Origin of the sequence: Erythrobacter sp. LQ02-29, from assembly GCF_022576075.2 — a bacterium.
In the GTDB taxonomy this organism is placed as follows: domain Bacteria; phylum Pseudomonadota; class Alphaproteobacteria; order Sphingomonadales; family Sphingomonadaceae; genus Alteriqipengyuania.
Window position 1 is genome coordinate 993610 of record NZ_JANCNT010000001.1, and the last position, 19808, is coordinate 1013417.

17 protein-coding genes are annotated in these 19808 nt (G+C 62.9%); 5 read left to right on the forward strand and 12 right to left on the reverse strand.

All coding sequences use genetic code 11. The features are described 5' to 3' along the window. The first annotated feature begins 76 nt into the window (after positions 1-76). Entirely contained in the window at positions 77-1123 is a 1047-nt protein-coding gene (welK, locus tag MKP08_RS04865) for a beta-1,4-glucuronosyltransferase WelK (RefSeq protein ID WP_241555134.1), read from the forward strand. Between the two features lie 6 nt (positions 1124-1129). Here welK and MKP08_RS04870 read toward each other — a convergent pair whose 3' ends face one another. Beyond that, complete coding sequence (locus MKP08_RS04870; RefSeq protein WP_241555135.1) at positions 1130-1543, reverse strand: hypothetical protein; 414 nt, start codon at positions 1541-1543, stop codon at positions 1130-1132. 1044 nt (positions 1544-2587) lie between these two features. Next, complete coding sequence (locus MKP08_RS04875) at positions 2588-2851, reverse strand: hypothetical protein (protein WP_241555137.1); 264 nt, start codon at positions 2849-2851, stop codon at positions 2588-2590. 85 nt (positions 2852-2936) lie between these two features. Between MKP08_RS04875 and MKP08_RS04880 the strand changes: the two genes are divergently transcribed. Continuing rightward, positions 2937-3977 carry a glycosyltransferase family 2 protein gene (locus tag MKP08_RS04880; protein WP_241555138.1) on the forward strand — a complete coding sequence of 347 codons (1041 nt, stop codon included), beginning with the start codon at positions 2937-2939 and terminating at the stop codon, positions 3975-3977. 155 nt (positions 3978-4132) lie between these two features. Continuing rightward, complete coding sequence (locus tag MKP08_RS04885) at positions 4133-5302, forward strand: right-handed parallel beta-helix repeat-containing protein (protein WP_241555139.1); 1170 nt, start codon at positions 4133-4135, stop codon at positions 5300-5302. Positions 5303-5363: 61 nt separating this feature from the next. Here MKP08_RS04885 and MKP08_RS14325 read toward each other — a convergent pair whose 3' ends face one another. The 3 genes from MKP08_RS14325 to MKP08_RS04905 all read right to left on the reverse strand — a co-directional run bounded on the left by MKP08_RS14325 (position 5364) and on the right by MKP08_RS04905 (position 10359). Beyond that, complete coding sequence (locus MKP08_RS14325) at positions 5364-7061, reverse strand: right-handed parallel beta-helix repeat-containing protein (protein ID WP_306300122.1); 1698 nt, start codon at positions 7059-7061, stop codon at positions 5364-5366. A 239-nt stretch (positions 7062-7300) separates the two neighbouring features. Beyond that, positions 7301-8653, reverse strand: a complete 1353-nt coding sequence (locus MKP08_RS04900) for an HlyD family type I secretion periplasmic adaptor subunit (protein ID WP_241555140.1) — start codon at positions 8651-8653, stop codon at positions 7301-7303. Further along, positions 8650-10359, reverse strand: a complete 1710-nt coding sequence (locus MKP08_RS04905; protein ID WP_241555141.1) for a type I secretion system permease/ATPase — start codon at positions 10357-10359, stop codon at positions 8650-8652. The genes MKP08_RS04900 and MKP08_RS04905 overlap by 4 nt, the downstream gene beginning before the upstream one ends. Before the next feature lie 160 nt (positions 10360-10519). Here MKP08_RS04905 and MKP08_RS04910 point away from each other — a divergent pair, with 160 nt between their 5' ends. Further along, positions 10520-12082, forward strand: coding sequence for a TolC family outer membrane protein (locus tag MKP08_RS04910; protein WP_241555142.1), 1563 nt, complete (start codon positions 10520-10522; stop codon positions 12080-12082). Between the two features lie 76 nt (positions 12083-12158). Here MKP08_RS04910 and MKP08_RS04915 read toward each other — a convergent pair whose 3' ends face one another. From MKP08_RS04915 to MKP08_RS04935, 5 genes are all read right to left on the reverse strand, one after another. Beyond that, complete coding sequence (locus MKP08_RS04915; RefSeq protein WP_241555143.1) at positions 12159-12707, reverse strand: hypothetical protein; 549 nt, start codon at positions 12705-12707, stop codon at positions 12159-12161. Positions 12708-12987: 280 nt separating this feature from the next. Further along, on the reverse strand, positions 12988-13896 hold the full coding sequence (gene rfbD / locus MKP08_RS04920; protein ID WP_241555144.1) for a dTDP-4-dehydrorhamnose reductase: 909 nt from the start codon (positions 13894-13896) through the stop codon (positions 12988-12990). After that, on the reverse strand, positions 13886-14968 hold the full coding sequence (gene rfbB, locus MKP08_RS04925; RefSeq protein WP_241555145.1) for a dTDP-glucose 4,6-dehydratase: 1083 nt from the start codon (positions 14966-14968) through the stop codon (positions 13886-13888). Before rfbB ends, rfbD begins: the two co-directional genes overlap by 11 nt. Continuing rightward, complete coding sequence (gene rfbC, locus MKP08_RS04930; protein ID WP_373418067.1) at positions 14965-15546, reverse strand: dTDP-4-dehydrorhamnose 3,5-epimerase; 582 nt, start codon at positions 15544-15546, stop codon at positions 14965-14967. The genes rfbB and rfbC overlap by 4 nt, the downstream gene beginning before the upstream one ends. Before the next feature lie 109 nt (positions 15547-15655). Next, entirely contained in the window at positions 15656-16495 is an 840-nt protein-coding gene (locus MKP08_RS04935) for a 2OG-Fe(II) oxygenase (protein ID WP_241555146.1), read from the reverse strand. A 452-nt stretch (positions 16496-16947) separates the two neighbouring features. Here MKP08_RS04935 and MKP08_RS04940 point away from each other — a divergent pair, with 452 nt between their 5' ends. Then, positions 16948-18348, forward strand: coding sequence for an exopolysaccharide biosynthesis polyprenyl glycosylphosphotransferase (locus MKP08_RS04940; protein ID WP_241555147.1), 1401 nt, complete (start codon positions 16948-16950; stop codon positions 18346-18348). On the opposite strand, the gene MKP08_RS04945 is transcribed toward MKP08_RS04940, so the two are convergent. Both MKP08_RS04945 and MKP08_RS04950 read right to left on the reverse strand, forming a co-directional pair. Further along, positions 18342-18947: an NTP transferase domain-containing protein gene (locus MKP08_RS04945; RefSeq protein ID WP_241555148.1), complete on the reverse strand. Its 606-nt coding sequence runs from the start codon at positions 18945-18947 to the stop codon at positions 18342-18344. The two genes, MKP08_RS04940 and MKP08_RS04945, sit on opposite strands and share 7 nt — an antisense overlap. Next, positions 18940-19770: an XdhC family protein gene (locus MKP08_RS04950; protein ID WP_241555149.1), complete on the reverse strand. Its 831-nt coding sequence runs from the start codon at positions 19768-19770 to the stop codon at positions 18940-18942. The genes MKP08_RS04945 and MKP08_RS04950 overlap by 8 nt, the downstream gene beginning before the upstream one ends. Positions 19771-19808: the final 38 nt, after the last annotated feature.

Sequence of the window (19808 nt, forward strand, 5' to 3'; positions counted from 1 at the left end):
GCCGCTTCCCTAGCAAGGTTGGCCGGAGAATGAACAGCTTTTTGCCCAAACGGTTCGCAGCGGGACAGGGGTCAAGATGCAATCGCGGATTTCGGATGTACCGGGCGCTGGGCCCGTCGCCAGCGGTCTGAGGCTGTGCCTGGCCGCTTCGGGCGGCGGGCATGTGCGCCAATTGCTGGATCTAGAGCCGTTATCGTGCGACTACCGCAGCTTTTTCGTGACCGAGGATACGGCGCTGGGGGAATCGATCGCGGCTGATCGCGAATGCTATTTCGTGCCACACGTCGCGCTCGGCCAGGCGAAGCTGGGCAATCCGCTGGCGATGGTGATGGGTGCGCTGCGGAGCATCGGGACTTCGTTTTCCATCGTCCGGCGCACGCGGCCCGATGTCGTGATTACCACCGGGGCGGGATCGATGATCTTCATCATGCTCTGGGCGAAGCTGTTCGGTGCCCGCACCATCCTGGTCGATTCCTTCGCGCGGTTCGAGGAGCCTTCGGCCTTCGCGCGGATTGCCGCGCCGCTGGCCGATCTGCGCATCGCCCAGTCGAAGCGATCTGCCGAGAAATGGAAAGGCGCGCTCGCCTTCGATCCGTTCAAGATGATTGATACCCCGCGCCCGGCCAAGGAACCGCTGATGTTCGCGACGGTGGGCGCGACCCTCCCCTTTCCCCGCCTGGTCGATCTCGTCCGCGGCGCGCGGGCCAAGGGACAGATACCTGAGCGGATCGTGCTGCAGGTGGGAAGGGGCGGGGACTGCGAGACCGACGATGCCGATCTACGCTGTGTCGAAACGCTGCCGTTCGACGAGGTCCGGAGCCTGCTGGACAAGGCCGACCTGGTGGTTTGCCACGGCGGTACGGGGTCTCTCATCACCGCTTTGAGAGCAGGGTGCCGCGTGATCGCGGTCCCGCGCCGGTTCGAGCGGGGCGAGCATTACGACAACCATCAGGCGGAAATCACCGAGACCTTCCGCCAGCGCGGGCTGTTGGAAACCGCCGACACTCCGGAGGAGTTCGCGCAGGCGCTGGAGCGGGTCCGCAGCCGCGAGCCCTTGCGCGCGACCACGGACCCGAGCGAGCTGATCGCTTATCTGCGGAAATGGATCGAAGAGAAGGCGTGAACGCGCTCAGGCGAGCGCAGCGTAGCCGTATTGGGGCGTGTCGCCTCCGCTCGCCATGATCTTCGTGCCGTAGATGCTCGGATGGGTGGTATCGAGCACCCCGCCGACGGTCTGGAAGTAGGTCGCGTTCTGCGCGCCCAAGGCGAACGGCGCGAAACCTTCGCCGTAACCCCCGCCGCTGTCGCGGATACGTTGCAGGTCGATCACGGATCCACCGGCGACGTCGGCGGAGAAGCTGCCGATGATGCGGTCGTGCAGGTCGATCGTCGTCTCCCCGGCGTCGCAGGCGATATTGGCCATCTGGTAGGGACGCCAGCCACGCGCGAGCACACCCACGGCGTTCGCGTTCCAATAGGAGAGGATGGCTTGATACGTCTGCTCCGGGGATAGTCCGCCCGAGGACGTGTCGTTGCGCCCCACCTGGAACGCCAGGATATTTTCTTCTGCCGATCGCCAAGCTTGATGGAAGGCCACCCATTGGCGGTGTCGCGGCGGTTCACCGCATCGCTCGTCATGGCACCGGCGATTGCCATGTTGATGACCCGCATGTCGCCGGCAACCAGTTCCAACCCGGGTTCCGTCAACGCCATGGCGGTGTTGGCGCCGGTCGGTATTTCCGAACTCCCCGCCGTGATGCTGTCGCCCTCGCGTACGAGATTCCTGGCGAGAGGCGACAGGGAATAGAAATCCGTCAGCACCTGCGAAACGCTGTCCGCCTGTGCGGTACTCAGGTATCCAGAGAAAAGGACGGCACAATAGAGGTCGAAGCCCGACAGGTTGGTTTCGTTGTAGGCATACCCGCCGAACCGGCCGCCTTTACAATCGATGTGAGTGGAGCCTGCCGCGGCTTCCGCGCCGCGAATCCCGTTCATGTAGTAGAGCAGGCCACCGTTCCCGCCGCTGCGCGAGGCTACGCCGAAGCATGCGAGCTGCGATCCCACGGCCATATGGGCGGGGTTGCCGATCGCATTGTATCCGGCCCTGTTCGAGCAGCGCAGCCACGGTGCCGCGCCACCTGATCCAGAGGTCGCGAACAGCGCACCCAGTGTGTTTGCGCGCGTAACGCCGTCGCTCTGATACTTCGTGGAGAAGAAGTTGCAGCTGTTCGTGTGTTCGTGGTGCCGCCCACGATGAACAAGGTGAAGGCTCTGGGCGTCACGGTGAAGGTGTCGGGCAGATCGAGCGTCGCCCCGTCCTCGAACCGCCAGCATCTGGTGCCCGCGGAGTCAATCCGCTCGACCGGCTCGGTTCCCATGGTGAAAAGATCGGGCGAACGCCGCGCAGCGATAACCTGCGTTACGCGAACACTCGACTTTACGACCGTCTCGCTATCAGGGTGGTAAAGGAAAGACGGGGTCAGCCCCGTACTCGCGAAATCGGGTCGATCACGTGTGAAAACCGGCGACAGCCCACCGTCCGGTCGATGAAGGGCCGCCGTATTCAGGCCACAGTCCAGCATCATGCTCATGCGAGCCCCACGATCTTCCCGGCAGTCGTGCTGGAGGCGCGGACATGGGTGGCCCTGATCGGTAACAGCTGCCCGGCCAGCGCAGCGATGGCGACGTCTCCATCGCTTTCCAATGCACGCAGGATCATCACGCCCGCTTCGCCGATCAGCAAGGCCTTGGGAAGTACGGCAAGCGCGGTGTCGTCGTTCGGAACGATCGCGAATGCCTCGCGCGCCGGCGCGATCACCGAATCGCCATAATTTCCAAAACGGTCTGTCATCCAAAACCTCCTGCGGTTAATGCATATGAGCAACGGCGCGATGACGTAACCTATATGGCTATGTGTAGGAAAGGCGTTTGCGAAAATGGTGAATTCTTCGATCGTTGGTGATCGCGGCATTGCGGTAATTCTGGTGAATTATCGGGGGGCGGACGACACCATCGAATGTCTGGCCTCGCTGTTCTCCGGTGACACGATCCCTTACGTGATCGTCGCCGACAACGCCTCCGGCGACGGGTCGGTCGCCAGGATAGCGGCATGGGCAGATGGAAAGGGAAGCGTCCCGGTCGCCAATCCCGCCCACGCGAACGAGGCCTACGAACGGATCGAGCGCCCTATCGAATATGAAGTGCTGGGTCCCGGCGATCTGGCGCACGGCCTTCGCAAACCCCTCACCCTGATCGAAACGGGCGGCAATCTCGGCTTCGCAGGGGGGAACAACCGGGGCCTCGAACTGGCGTTGAACAACCCGGAGATCGACCTTTTCTGGCTGTTGAACAACGACACTATCGTAGAGCCCGACACCGTACGCAAACTGCGCCAGGCATTCGCCGACGCTCCCGACCATGCGATGCTGGGCACGCCGCTCCGGCTGTATCACGACCGCGACCGACATCAGTTGCTGAACGGCATGCGCTTCAACAAATGGACCGGTGCGGCGGCGGGCATCGCGGGGGGATCGGCGATCGACAGCCCGTTCGACCGGCAGGACGTCATTGCGAAGAGCGACTTCGTGTGCGGTGCCTCGCTCGCCGTGACCCGCCCGTTCTTGGAGGACGTGGGGCTACTGGAAGAGCGCTTCTTCCTTTATTACGAGGAAATCGACTGGGCGATGCGGGCCAAAAAAGGCCGTCACCGCACGGGCTTCGCCGATCAGGCCATCGTCTATCACAAGGAAGGCGCGTCGGCAGGCTCTGCCAGTCGATTGTCCCGCCGTGCACGGTCCCCGCTATCGGAATACCATCACATCCGCAGCAAGATGATCTTCTGCCGAAAGCATTTTCCGGCACTGCTGCCGCTCTATTTTGCGCAGAATCTGGTCATTTTCGCCCGGCGGGTGGCTCGGCGGCAGCCGCAGCAGGCGCGGGCGATTCTGCGCGCTACTTTCGGTCGCCCGCTCGGCTGATCATCGGCGGCAATCCCGATCGTCCCGGAACAGGCACGATCCAAGAAGTGCCTTGCCCGACCGGGGCGCCATGCCCACACTTGGTAAACGAAGCGCTCGCGCCAGCTCAGGTTCAGACCCGTGCGAGCACCGCGTCGCGAGTAAGGAATGCAACCATGCCGACTTTCGCCATCACCAGCCTGCGGCGCACATCGCTCGCAATCGGTCTCATTCTCGCGAGCGCGGCGTGCGGCCAGCCGCCAGCTCAGGCCAACGATCAGTCGAGCGAGAGAGCGGGCGACACGGTCGTGTCCTCGGTCGCGCAACTGGAACGGGCCGTATCGAGCGCGACTCAGGGAAGCGTGATCCGCATCTCCGCCGGTCGCTACCCGGCCCTCACCCTGAAAGACATCCGCAAGACCGGGAACGTCACCATAACGTCCGCCGATCCTGCGAACCCTGCCATATTCGGGCGTATATCCTTGCGCGACGTTTCCGGCCTGACGCTTTCCCACCTGTCGATCGTTCCGGAGCAGGCTGCGTCAGAGCGGTACGCCCTGCTGGCGCTCAATTGTCACGATATCGAATTCAGCAATCTCACTTTCCGGGGAGCGGGGAACCAGATCGCCCGGCGCATCGGCCCGGCAGTCATGCTCCGCAGTTCCAGCGATATCCGATTCCTGCGCAGCGATTTCGCCTTTTTCCGCCATGGGCTGGCGATGCTCGATTTGAAGAACGTGGTGATCGCGCACAACGAATTCGAAAATCTCCAGACCGATGCGATTCGCGGCGGCGGCGTGAGCGACGCGATCATCGAGAACAACGTAATGACGGGCTATCGCCCCGCCCCGAAGGACCATCCCGACGGGATACAGCTGTGGTCGACGCATCAAGACGAACCCGGTCGCAACATCGTCATACGCGACAATCTGGTGGTGCGGGGCGAGGGCGGGCCGACGCAAGGGGTCTTCATCCGCGACACCAAGAAACAAATGCCGTTCGAGAATGTCGAGGTTTCCGGCAACCTTGTGATCGGCAGCCTTTACAACGGGATCGCCATGGGCGGTGTTCGCGGTGGCGTGCTGAAAGACAACGAGGTAATCGCCTACCCCGACCGCAAAAGCTGGATTCGGATAGGCAATTCGGGCGATGTGCAGATGACCGGAAATCGCGCGTCGAAATATGTTCTTCGCGGAAACGTCGGCCAGATCGACCAGAGCGACAATCGCGAGACCGATCCGACCTCGCGCGATATCGGCAAGCGGATCGCGCAATGGGTCGCGACGAAGCCCGGCTTCGCCGAATATCGCGGCCCCGTGCTGAAGAAGCTGCTGCAGTCCCGATAAAATGATTGCGCCGGGCATCATGCCCGGCGCATCTGCATCCTTCGATCCCGCGCTCAGACCATCACAGCCACATGTCGGCCTTGCTCAGCGTGTGGACGCCTTCGAGCTTCAGGAAGAAATCGGCGACACCGTCCCCGTCGATGTCTCCTCCCACCAGCAGTCCATCGGGCTGATCGGTGTAGTTCAGCTCGCCGGCACGCCCGGTAAAGGCCGCCGCACCGATGAAGGTGAAGTTCTGGTTGCCCGACATCAGGGCATTGGCATCCATCGCCCGGAAATTGAGCAGATCTTCTCCAGCGGTGAAATCCGTGATCGTATCGTAGGCATCGCGGGTCAGGTCGCCGTCGAGGAACGCGAACTTGTCGTTTCCAGCGCCACCCGTCAGCGTGTCGGCACCATGCCCCCCGCGCAAGAGATCGGAGCCGTTGCCACCGATGAGGACGTCGTCGCCGGCGCGTCCGAACAGCGAATCGTCGCCATCACCGCCCATGATCCGATCGGCTGTTGCCTTGGCATACGAACCCATCAGCCGTTCCGCGCCGTCCGTGCCATGGATATCCACGAACGACGAACCACCTTCTACCGGAACATCTTCTACGCTGTCCCCGGCGGGACCCTTTCCGTCCGATTCGAGCGGCACGTCGGTATCGGGTTGCGGCGTGGGAATATGAATCGCACCCGGATCGGGCGTATGATCCGGCTCTGGTGCAGGCGCCGGCTCAGGTGCGGGCGCGGATACATCCCCGCTCTCGACTGCTGAGAAATACGCCGCCGCGCCGGAACCCGGTTTTACCGTGTCCACCATCGAGGCGTAGTCGGCCCCTTCGGGCAACAAGGTATTGTTGGCGAGGTGTGGGCTGTCCCGATCGTCGAAGTTATACTTGGTCGCCAGGTTATCGACGATAGCGAAGTCCTTCTCCCGGCTCACGCGAATCCAGGAACGCTGATCCGGATATCCCGCGACGATATTGCCCGACAGCGTGCCACCTTCGACGCCGCCGATGGTGATTCCATTGTAGAGCCCGCCCAGCACGATATTGCCCGTGATCGTGACATTCTCGAACGGCAGGTCCTTATTGGTGTCGCGGATGAAGATACCTTGGATCGGGTCGCCGTCGCCGCGCACCACCACATTGCCGGTGATGGTGATATCATGCGCCGCGGTTTCCTGATTGGTAGACCAGAGCTGGATCCCGTCGGGATGGTCGTTTTCCGCAGGATGGAAATCGGTGAAGTAATTGTTCGAGATGACGGCTTCCGAGACACCGCCCCCGCGGATACCGTCGGTGCGGATGTCGTGGAAGCTGTTCCCGTCGATCGCCACGCCTGTCACGTCCAGCAATTTTAGTGCGTGCTCCAAGTCGTAGAATTCGGAATTGGTGACGCTGACATTCGTGCTTTCGCGAATCATAAAGGCGGAGGATTCCTGCGCCGAGCCAAGGCCAGCGGGGCCGTGCACGGTGATATGATCGAAGCTGATGTCGTCGGTCGCGTAGAGCAGGAAGACATTGTTCCCCCCTTCCACTGCATGAAAGTCGATGTTCGAGAAGTCGATGCCCGACGCGCTCTTGACCGACATGCTGGTGATCGTCGCAGGATCGTGCGGATCGAGCGAAGTGATACGGATACCGGCCTGCTGGATGTCCTTGATGGACACGTTATCGTATCTGCCGGCAGCGAGATATATCGTGTCGCCCGGCGAAGAATTCGCAATCGCCTGTTCCAGCTGTTTCGTATCGCCCACGTAAAAGTCGGTCATTTCAAGCTCCTGGTGTCGACCGGACCGGTCCGTTTGAGGACGGTCGCCCTGTTTCCATTCAGGTTCTTTAGTATCGTGCGATTTGTAACGCCGGCCCAAAGGCTAGGGTTAACGCGCCGGGCCATACTGGGCGGACTCCAGGGCATGGGGGATCGCGGGAATCGCTGCAAATCCGTTGATTGGGGATATCGAGGGCCGGGTTACGCGGCTTAACATTTACCCGCGCGCAACCATGTTCTTCAATTGGAGCGGAAAGAGCGGCGCAACTGATCCGTCAAGGGGCGCAGGAAGAAGCTCAGCATCGTGCGCTCGTTGGTCTGGATGAACGCCTCCACCGGCATACCGACACGCAGCTTTACATTGCCCAGCCTGCGCAGCTGGTCTTCGGGGATCTCGATCGTCACGCGATAGAAGGTATGGCCTGCATCGTCAGTGGCGCTGTCTGGAGAGACGAAGGATACCACGCCCTCGATCTCAGGGGTTGTCTGCCGGTTCAGTCCGCTGAACAGCAGTACGGCCTTCTGCCCCTCATCGATCTGGTCGATATCGTTTGGCAGGATGCGGGCCTGGACGGTCAGATCATCGGCATCGGGCACGATTTCCAGCAGGGTTTCGCCTGCCGGGATGACCGCGCCAATGGTCTTCACCGACATCTTGTCGACGATGCCCGCTTCCGGCGCGCGGATGACCGTCCGGTCTAGCGTGTCGTCGGCGGCCACCTTCTGCTTCTTCAGATCGGCGAGAGCCGACTGGACACGCACGAGTTCTTCGGCCGCCGCGCTTTTATCTGTGGCGCCGACCGTCCCGGCCTGCGCCCGGAATTCGCTAATTCGGGCCTGCGCCTGCTGAATGTTGGCCGAGGCAGTCTGCCGATTCGCATCGAGGCTGGCGGCCGAGCGTTCGAGCGCGTTGAGCCGGTCCAGCGTCGTCAGCTTGTCGCGATAGAGCTCGCGCGTCTGGGCAAGTTCTTCGTCGATCAAGGCGGACTGGCGGGCATAGGAATTGAGCTGGCTGCGATAGGCCTGGATATCGGCGGCGGCTTGTCGGCTGCGCTGGCTCAGCTGCGCGACCTGCGCCCCGCGCGACTCGCGACCGACCTGGAAATTGCGCTGCTCGTTGCGCATGATGGCGGCGACTTCGGGGTCGTCCGCCCGCTCGGTAAGCGCGGCGGGGAAGGCAAGGCCCGTGCCGTCCCGCTCCGCTTTCAGCCGCGCTTCGAGGGCAAGCAGCTGGTCGACACTCTGTCCCGCAAGGTCGGACGTTGCGCCGCTGACGGTGGTATCGAGCCGCAGCAGCGGCTGGTTCTTCTCGACCCTGTCGCCATCGGCGACAAGGATATCGGACACCACTCCGCCGAAGGGATGGCCGATATGTTTCACCGATCCTTCTACCGCGACCGCGCCGCTGGCGATCACCGCGCCGGTCATCGGAATGAAGGCGGCCATGCCGCCCAGCCCGAATACCAGCACCGCGATCGCGATCATGCCGATGCGAATGGTGCGGCGTAATTGCGGCTGCGTCGTCTCCTCGACGAACTGCGAATAGGTCGACAGCGCCGTGCCCTGCGCGGGGCGGGTCACCAGCTCGTTCATGCTTGGCCTCTCAGCTGCTTGGCGTTGGCCGAAATCTTGCGGACGTTGAACTGCGATTCCTCGGTCGTGCTAAACCGCTCGACCCGTCCGGCATTCATCACCAGAACGTGGCTCATGTAAGCTAGGATACTCGGCCGGTGGGCCACGACGATTACGATCGCGCCGCGCGCCCGGGCACCCTCTATCGCTGCGACCAGAGCGCGTTCTCCATCTGCATCGAGATTGCTGTTGGGTTCGTCCAGAACCAGCAGGAAAGGGTTCTTGTAGAGTGCGCGTGCGAGCGCGAGCCTTTGCATCTGCCCTGCCGAAAGCGTGCCGCCCTGGGGACCGAGCAGATGGTCGTAGCCTCCATCAAGCCGAACGATGAAATCGTGCAGGCCGGCCTCCCGCGCTGCAGCGAGGATATCCTCCATCTCCGCTTCCGGATCGAATCGGGCGATGTTCTGCGCCACCGTTCCCGGGAACATGTCGATCGATTGCGGGACATAGCCGATCGTGCTGCCCAGGACTTCCGGTGCCCACTGGTCGAGTGTCGCCCCGTCCAGGCGGATATGGCCCTGAAGAGCCGGCCAGATCCCGCAAATGGCCCTGACCAGCGAGGATTTGCCGGAACCGCTGCGCCCGACGATCGCCAGTGCATCCCCCTTATCCAGCGAGAAGGTAATATTGCCGATCGTCACCTTCTTCATTCCCGGGGGTCCGGAAACCAGCGAGCTCACTTCCAGCTTCTCGGTCGGCAAGGGCAGGGGGGTGGGGTCTGCTCGCTCTGGGACCTGGTCGAACATTCCGCCCAGACGCCGCAGGGCCTGCATGGTGCTTACCGCGCTTTTCCACTGGGCGATGGTCTGTTCGATCGGCGCGAGGGCACGCGCCGACAGGATCGATCCGGCGATGATGATGCCGCCGGTCGCCTCTCCTTGGATCACCAGATAGGCACCGAGCGCCAGGACGAGGGACTGCAGGAACATCCGCAGTCCCTTCGTCAGGCTGGTCATCCCGCCGGAGGTGCGAGCGAGCTTGTCGCTGAGCAAGGTGTTGTCGCGCTCCAGCTCCAGCCAGCCGCGCTCCTGATTGCGCATCATGCCCATGGCCTGCAGCGTTTCCGAACCGCGCCGGATATTTTCCGCCGCGGTGTACCTGCTGGCGGAAAGTTCGGACACCTCCCGCACTCTGCGCGAGGTCATCCGGTCGGTCGCGATCATCAGAATGACGAGGGTTATAACGCCGAACAAGGCCAGCAGCCCCAGGCTCCAGTGGAACAGGAACAGGACCCCAAGGAAGAGGAATACCCAAGGCAGGTCGAGAAAGGCGAGTGGGCCGGCACCCGACAGAAAACTGCGGACCTGGTCGAGATCGCGGATCGGCTGGCTGCCATTGCGCATCGGGCCGACCGACAGCTCGTATCGCGATACCAGGTCGAGTACGCGCTTGCTCAGACGGCTGGATGCCAGCGTGCCCAACTGCACCATGATTCGCGAGCGGATGTAGTCGAGCCCGCCCAGGAACAGATAGACCACGATGATAATGCCCAGCAGACCGATCAGCGTCGGCACGCTGCGGCTCGGCAGAACCTCGTCATAGACCAGCAGCATGAAGAAGGAGCCGCCCAGCATCAGAACGTTGAGAACCGCGCTGATGAGGACGATCGGCACCAACGCGGGCCGCAACGGCCGCAAAGCCTGTTTCAATTCCCTGCCGAGTGTCATCCTGAAATAATCCGCACTTTCGGTCCCTACCGGGTTCTTTTCGAGGCGACTGCGTCTAGGCCGTGCATAAGATCGAATCACCCGCGTTGAAGAACTTTCGAGCACCGGGTTAGGTGATATATACTTAAAGAGAGTTAACCATGCAGGCGGCGGGGGGACCATGCCCAGTATTACCAGGCGAGCTATCCGGCCGGCCTTGTGGCTGACGGCCTCCTTTCTCGCAGCGCCGCTTCATGCCGAAACGCTGGCCGATGCGCTGGCGAAGGCGTATCAAAGCAATCCCGAGCTGGAGGCCCAACGGGCGCGCACCCGTGCTTCTGACGAGGTGGTGACGCAGGCGAAAGCGCAATTCGGGCCGCAGATCACTGCCAGCGGCAGTTACGTCTATGCATCGGAGCGAACGAATGGCCCGTTCGGCGGGGAACGCGACGGTGCGACCCACACATATGATGTGACGCTCGACCAGCCCCTTTTCGCATCGGGCCAGCTCGCCGCCAATCTCAATTCTGCCGAAGCGGGTCGGCTCGCGTCGCTCGAACAGTTGCGTTTCACCGAACAGAATATGATCGCCGATGTGGTGATCGCCTATGTCGCGGTGCAGCGCGATCTCGCGATCTATCGCGTCCGGACACAAATCTCGCAGTTGCTGGACGAACAGTTTCAAACCACTTCGGAGCGCCTCCGGTTGCGCGATGTGACCATCAGCGATCTTGAGCAGACCGACAATCGCCGGCAGGTTGCGCTGGCGCAGGCGCGTGAGGCGCTTGCTGCGCTGCAAGGAAGCGCGGCGAATTACCGGCGGCTGGTCGGCAATTATCCGACCGACCTCGCACCCCTGCCCATGCCGCCGGAACTGCCGGGGCTGCAGCCGCTCTACGCGCTGGCCGAAGAGCACAGCCCGCAGATCCTTGCCTCGCGATATAACGAGCTTGCCTCGCGCGAGACGCTGGCCCTGCGGCGGGCGGAAAGAGGGCCGGTGATCTCCGGCACGGCTTCGGCGCAGCGTTCGCCCCTGTCGCAATTCAGCGACCTGTCACGTTCGCAGGCCTTCTTCGTGGGCGTGTCCGTCCGGATGCCGCTTTATACCGGCGGAGCGCTGACGTCGCGCGTGCGCGAAGCGCGCGAGCTGAACGAGGCCGATATTTTCGATGTCGAGCAAGCCCGGCGATTGGTGCGCAGCACTATCGGGGCGCGCTGGGCGCAGGCAGAGGCTGCCACTTCGGCCACCCCGATCTACGAGAACTCCATCCTCGCGGCACAACGGGCGCTGGAGGGTGTGCGCCGGCAGGAGCAGGCGGGCACGCGCACCTCGCGGGACGTTCTGATCGCGACCAACGACCTGCTGGAATCGCGCGTGGCCGCGATCGGTTCGGCGGCGAACGGCTATGCGGCGACGGTACTCGCGCTCGCCGAGGCGGGTCTGCTCGATGTCGCGCAGTTCGGCGCGGACGTCGCACCCTACGATCCGCTAGCCTACGATCCGGCCCTGTCGGACCTGGCGGGACTGCCGCTGCGTCCCCTGGTCGATCCCCTCGACAGCCTGGTGCTCGACGATGGCCGCGATATGCCCGGCGTGGTCGAGGAGAACGACGGAACCTACGCATCGCCTGCGGCCGAAGCGGGCGGTGCGACCATGCCGTCCGCCGTCATTCCGACCCCGCGCATTTCGGGGGAGCCGAGCGTGGCGCCAGCGGCGCCGCCAGACACATCCGATCGGCCCTAACTTCCCAATCACGCCGGAATGAAAAGAGCCCGCCCGATCGCTCGGGCGGGCTCGCGATTGCCGGTTGGCCCGCTCGTTATACGAGAACGACTTCCGTCGGTGTGGTAGCCGCAAGGTAATCGGACCATGCGTGGCTGAATTCGATCACCTCGGTCTGGCCGTTGCCATTGTCGATGGTGATCAGCAGGCCATCGTCGCGAACCTTTTCCGCGGTTATCTGCGAATAGGTTTCGACGAGATTGGCCAAACCTCCCATGCTGGAAATGGAGACGCCACGCCCGCCCATCAGGGCGTTCGCCCCCTCCATGTCGGAGAAGGAAATGCCGAAATCGGCGAAGAAGACATGATCGCCTTCGCTGAAGTCGAGATCGTAGACCCGATCGTAATCCGAGCTGCCTTCGATCTGATCGCCATAAAAGCGGAACGTATCCGCTCCATCGCCGCCATATGCGGTGTCGTCGCCCGACCCGCCGATGATGTCGTCGTCGTAGCGTCCGCCCTGCATGTTGTCGTCGCCGCCGCGGCCGTACATCTTGCTCCCATCGGGGTCATAAGCCGGTCGAACGACGTTATCGTCGTCATTTCCGCGCACCACGGATTTTTCGCCATCCGGTGTCTGGGGCATAATTACATCCTTCCGTCCCTATAGATGCGCGCGTTCCAAGTCCCTTCGCGGACCGTCTGACGCCCATCCTCTTTCGCGAACCCGTTATGAGAATCCGGATTGCCCGGACGGCGCGAGAATAAGTGATCGTTAAAGATTCGTAAACTACGAAGTTCTTTATGTCGCGGCGATACTGTCTGGAAATGAGACGGGGGACCCCTTCGGGTGCGGGAATTGTGTTGGAGGACTCAATTTGGCGACTTCGATTTGCGGATTGACCCTTAGCAAGGCGCTCCTGCCGTCAATCTGCTGTCAGGCGGTCCACGATAACGTCCACCGCGTCTTCCCAGGGTGCGGGAGCAAATCCGAATTCCCGTACGAATTTTCCCGTATCCAGGCGGGAATTGGCCGGTCGCTTCGCAGGCGTGGGGTATTGGGAGGTGGCGATCGGCTCGACCGCCACCGTCCTGCCGGTGTCGCGGGTCGCTCGGGCCACGATATGGCGGGCCAACCCATGCCAGCTCGTCGAACCGGCATTGGTGAAGTGATAGATCCCCGTCGGTGAATCCGGTTCGCCGACCAGCCGCCGGCCAACCGTCAGAATGGCGCGGGCGATATCATGCGCGGATGTCGGATTGCCGAACTGGTCAGCGACCACCCGTAATTCATTCCGCTCTTCCGCGAGGCGCAGCATGGTCTTCACGAAGTTCTTTCCGAACGGGCTCACCACCCAGGCGGTACGCAAGATCACGCTGCGACAGGCGCTGGCCAGAACGGCTTGTTCCCCCGCCAGCTTGGTGCGGCCATATGCGCCGATCGGACCGACATCGTCCTCCTCACGATAGGCGCGCCCGGTCAATTCGCCGTCGAAGACATAGTCGGTCGAGATGTGGACCATACGGATTCCCGCGCTCGCCGCCGCCTGCGCGAGTACGCCCGGGGCATCCGCGTTGATGCGCCGGGCGAGGTCCTCCTCGCCCTCTGCCGTATCGACGGCAGTGTAGGCCCCGCAATTGACGATCAGTTCGGCATTGGTCCGGCGAAGGAGTTCGTCGACATCGCCCGGCTGCGCAAGGTCCAGTTCGGAACGGTCCGGCGCGTAAATTTGGACCGAAGCAGCCGGGGCGAGTTCGCGCAGGGCGGAGCCGACCTGCCCGCTCCCCCCGGTTACGAGCCAGGTTCGCCCCACAGCTTGCGGATCAGCCGCCAATGCCCACCCTTTCCGCACGATATCCGCCCGACAGGATGTCTTCCCACCAATCGCGGTTATCGAGATACCACTGGACCGTGCGACGCAGCCCGCTCTCGAAGTTCTCGGCAGGCTTCCAACCCAGATCGCGCTCGATCTTCGACGGATCGATGGCGTAGCGGAAATCGTGGCCTGGGCGATCGGACACGAACGTGATCTGCTCGCGATAGCTGGCCCCGTCGGCGGGGGGGGAAAGATCGTCCAGCACATCGCAGATGCCATGCACCACCTGCAGATTGGTCCGCTCCGAATGACCGCCGATCATGTATGTTTCGCCCGGCGTGCCGCGATCCATGGCCAGCGTCAGCGCGCGGGCGTGGTCATCCACGAACAGCCAGTCGCGCACATTGCTGCCATCGCCATAGACCGGCAGTTCCTCGCCCCCGACCGCGCGAATGATGACAAGCGGGATCAGCTTTTCCGGGAAGTGGTAGGGCCCGTAATTGTTCGAGCAATTGGTGATGATCGTCGGCAGGCCATGGGTGTGGTGCCACGCGCTGACCAGATGATCGGACCCCGCCTTTGATGCCGAATAGGGCGAGCGGGGATCGTAGGCCGTGCTTTCGGTGAAGTATCCCTCGTCACCCAGCGCGCCATATACCTCATCGGTGGAGATATGATGGAACCGGAAGCTTTCCTTCTCCGCCCCTTCCAGCCCCTTCCAGTACCCCGTCGCCGCCTGCAGCATCTCGAACGTGCCGACGATGTTGGTCTGGATGAACTGCGCCGGGCCGTCGATCGAGCGATCGACATGGCTTTCCGCCGCCAGATGCATGATGGCATCGGGCCGGAAATCCTCGATAGCCGCGGCAACCGCTTCGCCGTTGCAGATATCGGCCTGAACGAAGCGATAGCGCGGATCGTCGGCCACGTCCTTCAGCGATGCGAGGTTGCCGGCATAGGTCAGCTTGTCGAGGTTCAGCACCTCCGCCTGCGTTTCGCCGATCAGGTGGCGCACCAGAGCGGAGCCGATAAAACCCGCGCCGCCGGTAACGAGGATACGTCGATGGTCGATAAGTGTCGCCTCCGTCATTGGGAATCGGGCCCGGTGCCCAGGATTTTCTCGAATGGCTGCCCGTCATAGCTGAAAGGGCTGTCGAATGCGGCCAGCGTCGACAGCTCGCGATCCTTTGCCGATAGTTCGGGCTCGCCGTCGAGCGGCCAGTCGATGGCCAGCTCGCGATCGTTCCAGATCACGCCGATTTCGCAGTCCGGGGCGTAGTAATCGCTGACCTTGTAGATCACCTCGCAATCGGGTGTCAGCGTGACGAAGGCATGCCCGAAACCCACGGGAACGTAGAGCTGGCGACCTTCGTCGCTGTCGAGGTTGGTACCCTCCCAGCGCCCGTATGTCGGGGACTCGGCGCGCAGATCGACGACCACGTCCCAGATCGCGCCGCGCACGCACCGGACGAGCTTTGCCTGCGCGGAGGGCGGCGCCTGGAGATGGATTCCACGAAGCGTACCGCGCGCCGCCGAGTAGGAATGGTTATCCTGGACGAACCGGTCTTCGATCCCCTGTTCGGCCAGGGCCTTCGCATTGTAGCTCTCGGTGAACCACCCACGGGAATCGCCGAAACGGCGGTGGGCAAGGCAGACGGGCAATTGCACGATGGGAAACCTCTTTCCTGTGCGGCGGGGAGTGGGCCTTCGCCCGCTATGGCAGAATGGCCCCCGACCACATGGGTTGTCGCCGCGCGCCGCAAAGCGCGCTGCGAAATTACCAGGCGGAGAAATTGTCGGTGGAGATATTGATGTAGAGAAAGTCCCTCTCGACATCCTGACTCTGCAACGCATTCACGCCGTGATAGCTGTTGTTGGAGCAGGGGAAGAACACGCCGAGGTTTTCCTTCGGCACGATCGTCGCGACCGCGTCGACTTCGTCCAGATGAGGGTGGCGCGCGTGGTCCTGAGGCGGTTTTTCATCCTTCAGCGCGTAGATGTTGAGTTCGCCCCCCTTCGTGCCTGCCGCTTCTAGGTCCGTGAAGTAGATGATCAGGGAGCACAGCCGATTGCGGCGATCGCAATGCGGCGGCTTTGCATACCCACCGATGCTTTTCTCGACATCGAGGCGGGAGAAGAGCCGAACCGCCTCCTTGCGCCCGCCGTCGCTGTGCTTGAAGAGCTTGCGGCCGAGGGATTTGGCGCGATCGGCGAGGGTCTGCGAATCCGTTAGCACCTCGCGCCCTTCCACGCGCTCCCTGTCGTAAGCTTCGGGATCGACGATAACCTTGCATCCGAGCGCATCGAGACGATCGCCGAAAAGCTCGTTGAACTTGCGGACGAATTCCGGCGAGTTGATCCAGGCGTCGAAGCGCTTCCAGGCTGGCGAGCTTTGGATCAGCGCATCGTATGCCGCGTCTCCGCGATAGATGTCGAAGCCGGTGCCTTTGCCGACCCGGCTACCCGCGCTCCCGCTCGTCTCACTCTGCTGCGCGAATGCCCGTGTCTGAGGGAAATCCCGGCGCAATTCGTTGTAGAGATCTTCGGGAAGTATCCCCTGTTTGACCGCATGGGGGAAGGGCGACGCTGCTACGTCGGACGGAGAGAGATTCAACATGGTCTCATTTCCTCTGGCCGGCGCGGGCCGCCGGTTTACCTTATGTCCCGAATCGGGCGTCCTGTGGCATTGTTTGCGCCGAAGAGCGAGTCAACGTCGTCACAAACAGCTGTGCCTTTTCCGGATTTGCCGCGTGCCGAACGTTAACACGGTGGCTACGTCGCCAAGGCGACTTTCCGGAAGGCCCGCGTGCCGCGCATGTAGGGTTAATAGTCGGCCCGGCAAAAGCAAAATCGAATCGCGGACGTGGAATTGCTGCACTGCAATATAGAGCCTATGAAAAAGCTTAAGGGACGTTAAGATCGGGCCGCAGGCTGTTCCGCTATGAGACCGGGGCGATGCGGCGTTAGCCAATACCGACAACCGGGGATAGGACGAAAACTGCTCGGTTTGGAGCAGAAATCACCCGTTGCCACGCAGCGCAAAATCGACGGAGGTGGAAAAGCTCCATCATGTATCTGAGCGTCGACAAGGCCGATTCCCCCGGTGAAGTGGTCACGGGCTATCGCCCGTCGAACCTACGCAGTTCGGCGAAATTGCGCTTCGTCTTGTATGGCATCACGGCCATCACCGACCTGTGCGCGCTAGCCTCAGGCATGTTCTTCGTTGCCGGGTTGTCGCAGGGTCTGCACGCGGCAGACCTGTGGTTGCCGCTCGCCTTCACGGTGCCGATCTACGTCATCTGTGGGCTGTTCGCCGGGGCCTATTCGCACGAAGCGCTGGTCGCGCTGCATGTCAGCTGGTCGCGTGCGTTCAAGGGCTTCGCCCTGACTCTGCTGCTTGGCATGCTGGTGGTCGGCGCGATCCAGCAAAGCGTGCCCATGCCGCCGAGAGCTGCCTGGGGTGGTATGGCGCTGGCTCTTTTTCTCGTGCTGGCAGGGCGCGCGGCTATCAATGTGGTCGTGCATCGCGTTCTCGCCCGTCCGATCATCTCCCGCGTCTATGTCGTTGACGGTACGGACCTGCGCGATGCCCCGCCGGGCTATACGCTGCTGGACTGCGGTTCAACGGACCTAGCTCCATCCTGCAGCGATCCGGTGATGCTCGCGCGAATCGCCGCCATACTCTCCCATACCGACCAGATCGTGGTGTCGTGCCCGCCGGAGCGGCGGGAGCGGTGGTCGGTGGTGTTGAAGGGGCTGGGTCGCGACGGCGGCATACTCGTGCCTGAATTCGGCAATCTCGGCATGCAATATTCCTCGCTGGCACCCGGCTATCCCGTCGTGCTGGTCAGCAAGGGGCCGCTGAGCCTGCGCAACCGCGTGATAAAGCGCGCGCTCGATCTCGCCATCACCGTGCCGATCCTGATAGCACTGGCCATTCCGATGGCGATAGTCGCGCTGTTGATCCGGCTGGACAGTCCCGGCCCCGTAATCTTCCGCCAGAAGCGGATCGGCCAGCACAACCACATGTTCGAAATCTTCAAGTTTCGCAGCATGCGGGTGGAAAGCTGCGACGGCGATGGCGCCCGGTCCACGGGGCGCGACGACGACCGGATCACCACCATCGGTCGCTTCATTCGCAAGACAAGCATCGACGAAATTCCCCAGCTCATCAACGTGCTGCTGGGCGACATGAGCCTGGTTGGGCCTCGCCCCCACGCGGTGCAGAGCCGTGCGCAGGAACTGTTGTTCTGGGAGATCGACAACCGGTATTTCCTGCGCCACGCGATCAAGCCAGGCATTACCGGCCTCGCCCAAGTGCAGGGTTATCGCGGCGCAACGGAGCGCAAGGAGGACCTGACGCACCGTTTGCGGGCCGACCTCGCCTATTCCACGCAATGGTCGATCTGGCTCGACCTGGCGATTTTGCTGCGAACCCTGCGCGTGCTCGTGCACCAGAACGCCTATTGAGGCGGTTTTCGGTCCGCTCTTTCGAGGAACAGGCGCTCCACAGCCGGTAGATCGCCCTGCTCGTCCACATCGCTCAGCGCTTGCCCATCGCGAGGTGCAATCAGCGCGATCTCTTCCCCCCAGTCTTGTTCAGCCGCACCGCCTGACGTCAGTTCGGCAAGTGCCGCAAAGCGCCGCTGCGGAAATGCAGCGGGAACGCCGGGACTGCCATCGGGGTAGCGCGTGAAGGCGATGGCGTCGCCGTCCGCAAGTGCGGCAAAATGGTCCGACGGCACGAGTGGCATATCCGCCAAAGCGACGACCATGCGCTCGAACCCATACGCGGCGGCATGGCGTGCCGCGATGGCGATCGACCCGCCGATACCCCTCTCCGGCATCGGATTGGTGGCGATATCCCAACCCTCAAGGGCATCTACGAAGGCTGGCGGGGTCGGAGGAACGACGATCAGCCGCCCACTCGCCGGCAAGCGCTGCAGGGCGATCGCGGACCATGTACCCAGCGGTCTGCCCGCGACGGGCGCATCCAGCTTGCCGCCTCCGAAGCGCCGTGCGGCACCCGCGGCCAGCAGCACTGTTAGGAGATCGGCGCGCTCAGCCATGAGGGTGCAGCGCTTCGTATTTCCCCACGATCTCTCCCAGGATCGAGAGCGCGAGCGTGCGCGGCGTGCGCGATCCCGGGATGATGCCCACGGGTCCGCGAATGCGCCCGACTGCGTCCTCGGACACTCCTTCCTGCTTCAGCCTCGCATTACGGGCCTCTCGCGCGGTCGCGCCGCCTTGTGCCCCGATATAGAACCCCGGACCGTTCACAGCGTGCTGTAGCAGAGGTATCTCCCACTCGTGATCGTGGAAGAGCAGCACCGTCGCGGTCCAGCGGTCGGGCGGCGGCAGGGCCGGCGTCTGGCCGAGCGACAGCGAACCGGTCTCGACCCGCTCGAAGCCGATGCCGCACGCAGCCGACAGTGTTTCGAGCGCGCCAAGCTCAGGGTCCTCGCCATAGCCGCGCACGCGCAGGGCGGGCTGATATGCGCGCTGCGACAAAAGATCGTTCGCGGGCAGGGTCAGGTTCGCCGGCTCGCGTTGCTCGAGCTTGGCCAGCGCCGCCCGACAGGCGTCGCGATCGGGCGCCGGATCGAGCAGGATATCGAGCCCGCCCCCGCATGGCAGGCGAAAGTCGATCTGCGGCGAGCCATGGCCGTAGCGGCGCACATCGGGCCGGGGCATAGCGGCGATATCGCTGGCCAGCTGACGCTCCAGGCATCCATCGGCGAGGCTGCCGGTGACGCTCCCGTCCGGCCGGATGGCGAGCTGCGCACCGATGCGGCGCGAGAAGCTGCCCTCGATCCCGACGATGGTACACAGCACGACGCCCGGCTCGCAAGCGGAGGCCAGCGCGGCATGGTCGTCTTCGATCGGTGTCATGGGTAGGGAAGCCTCGGCGGTTGGAGCACCCGATGTAG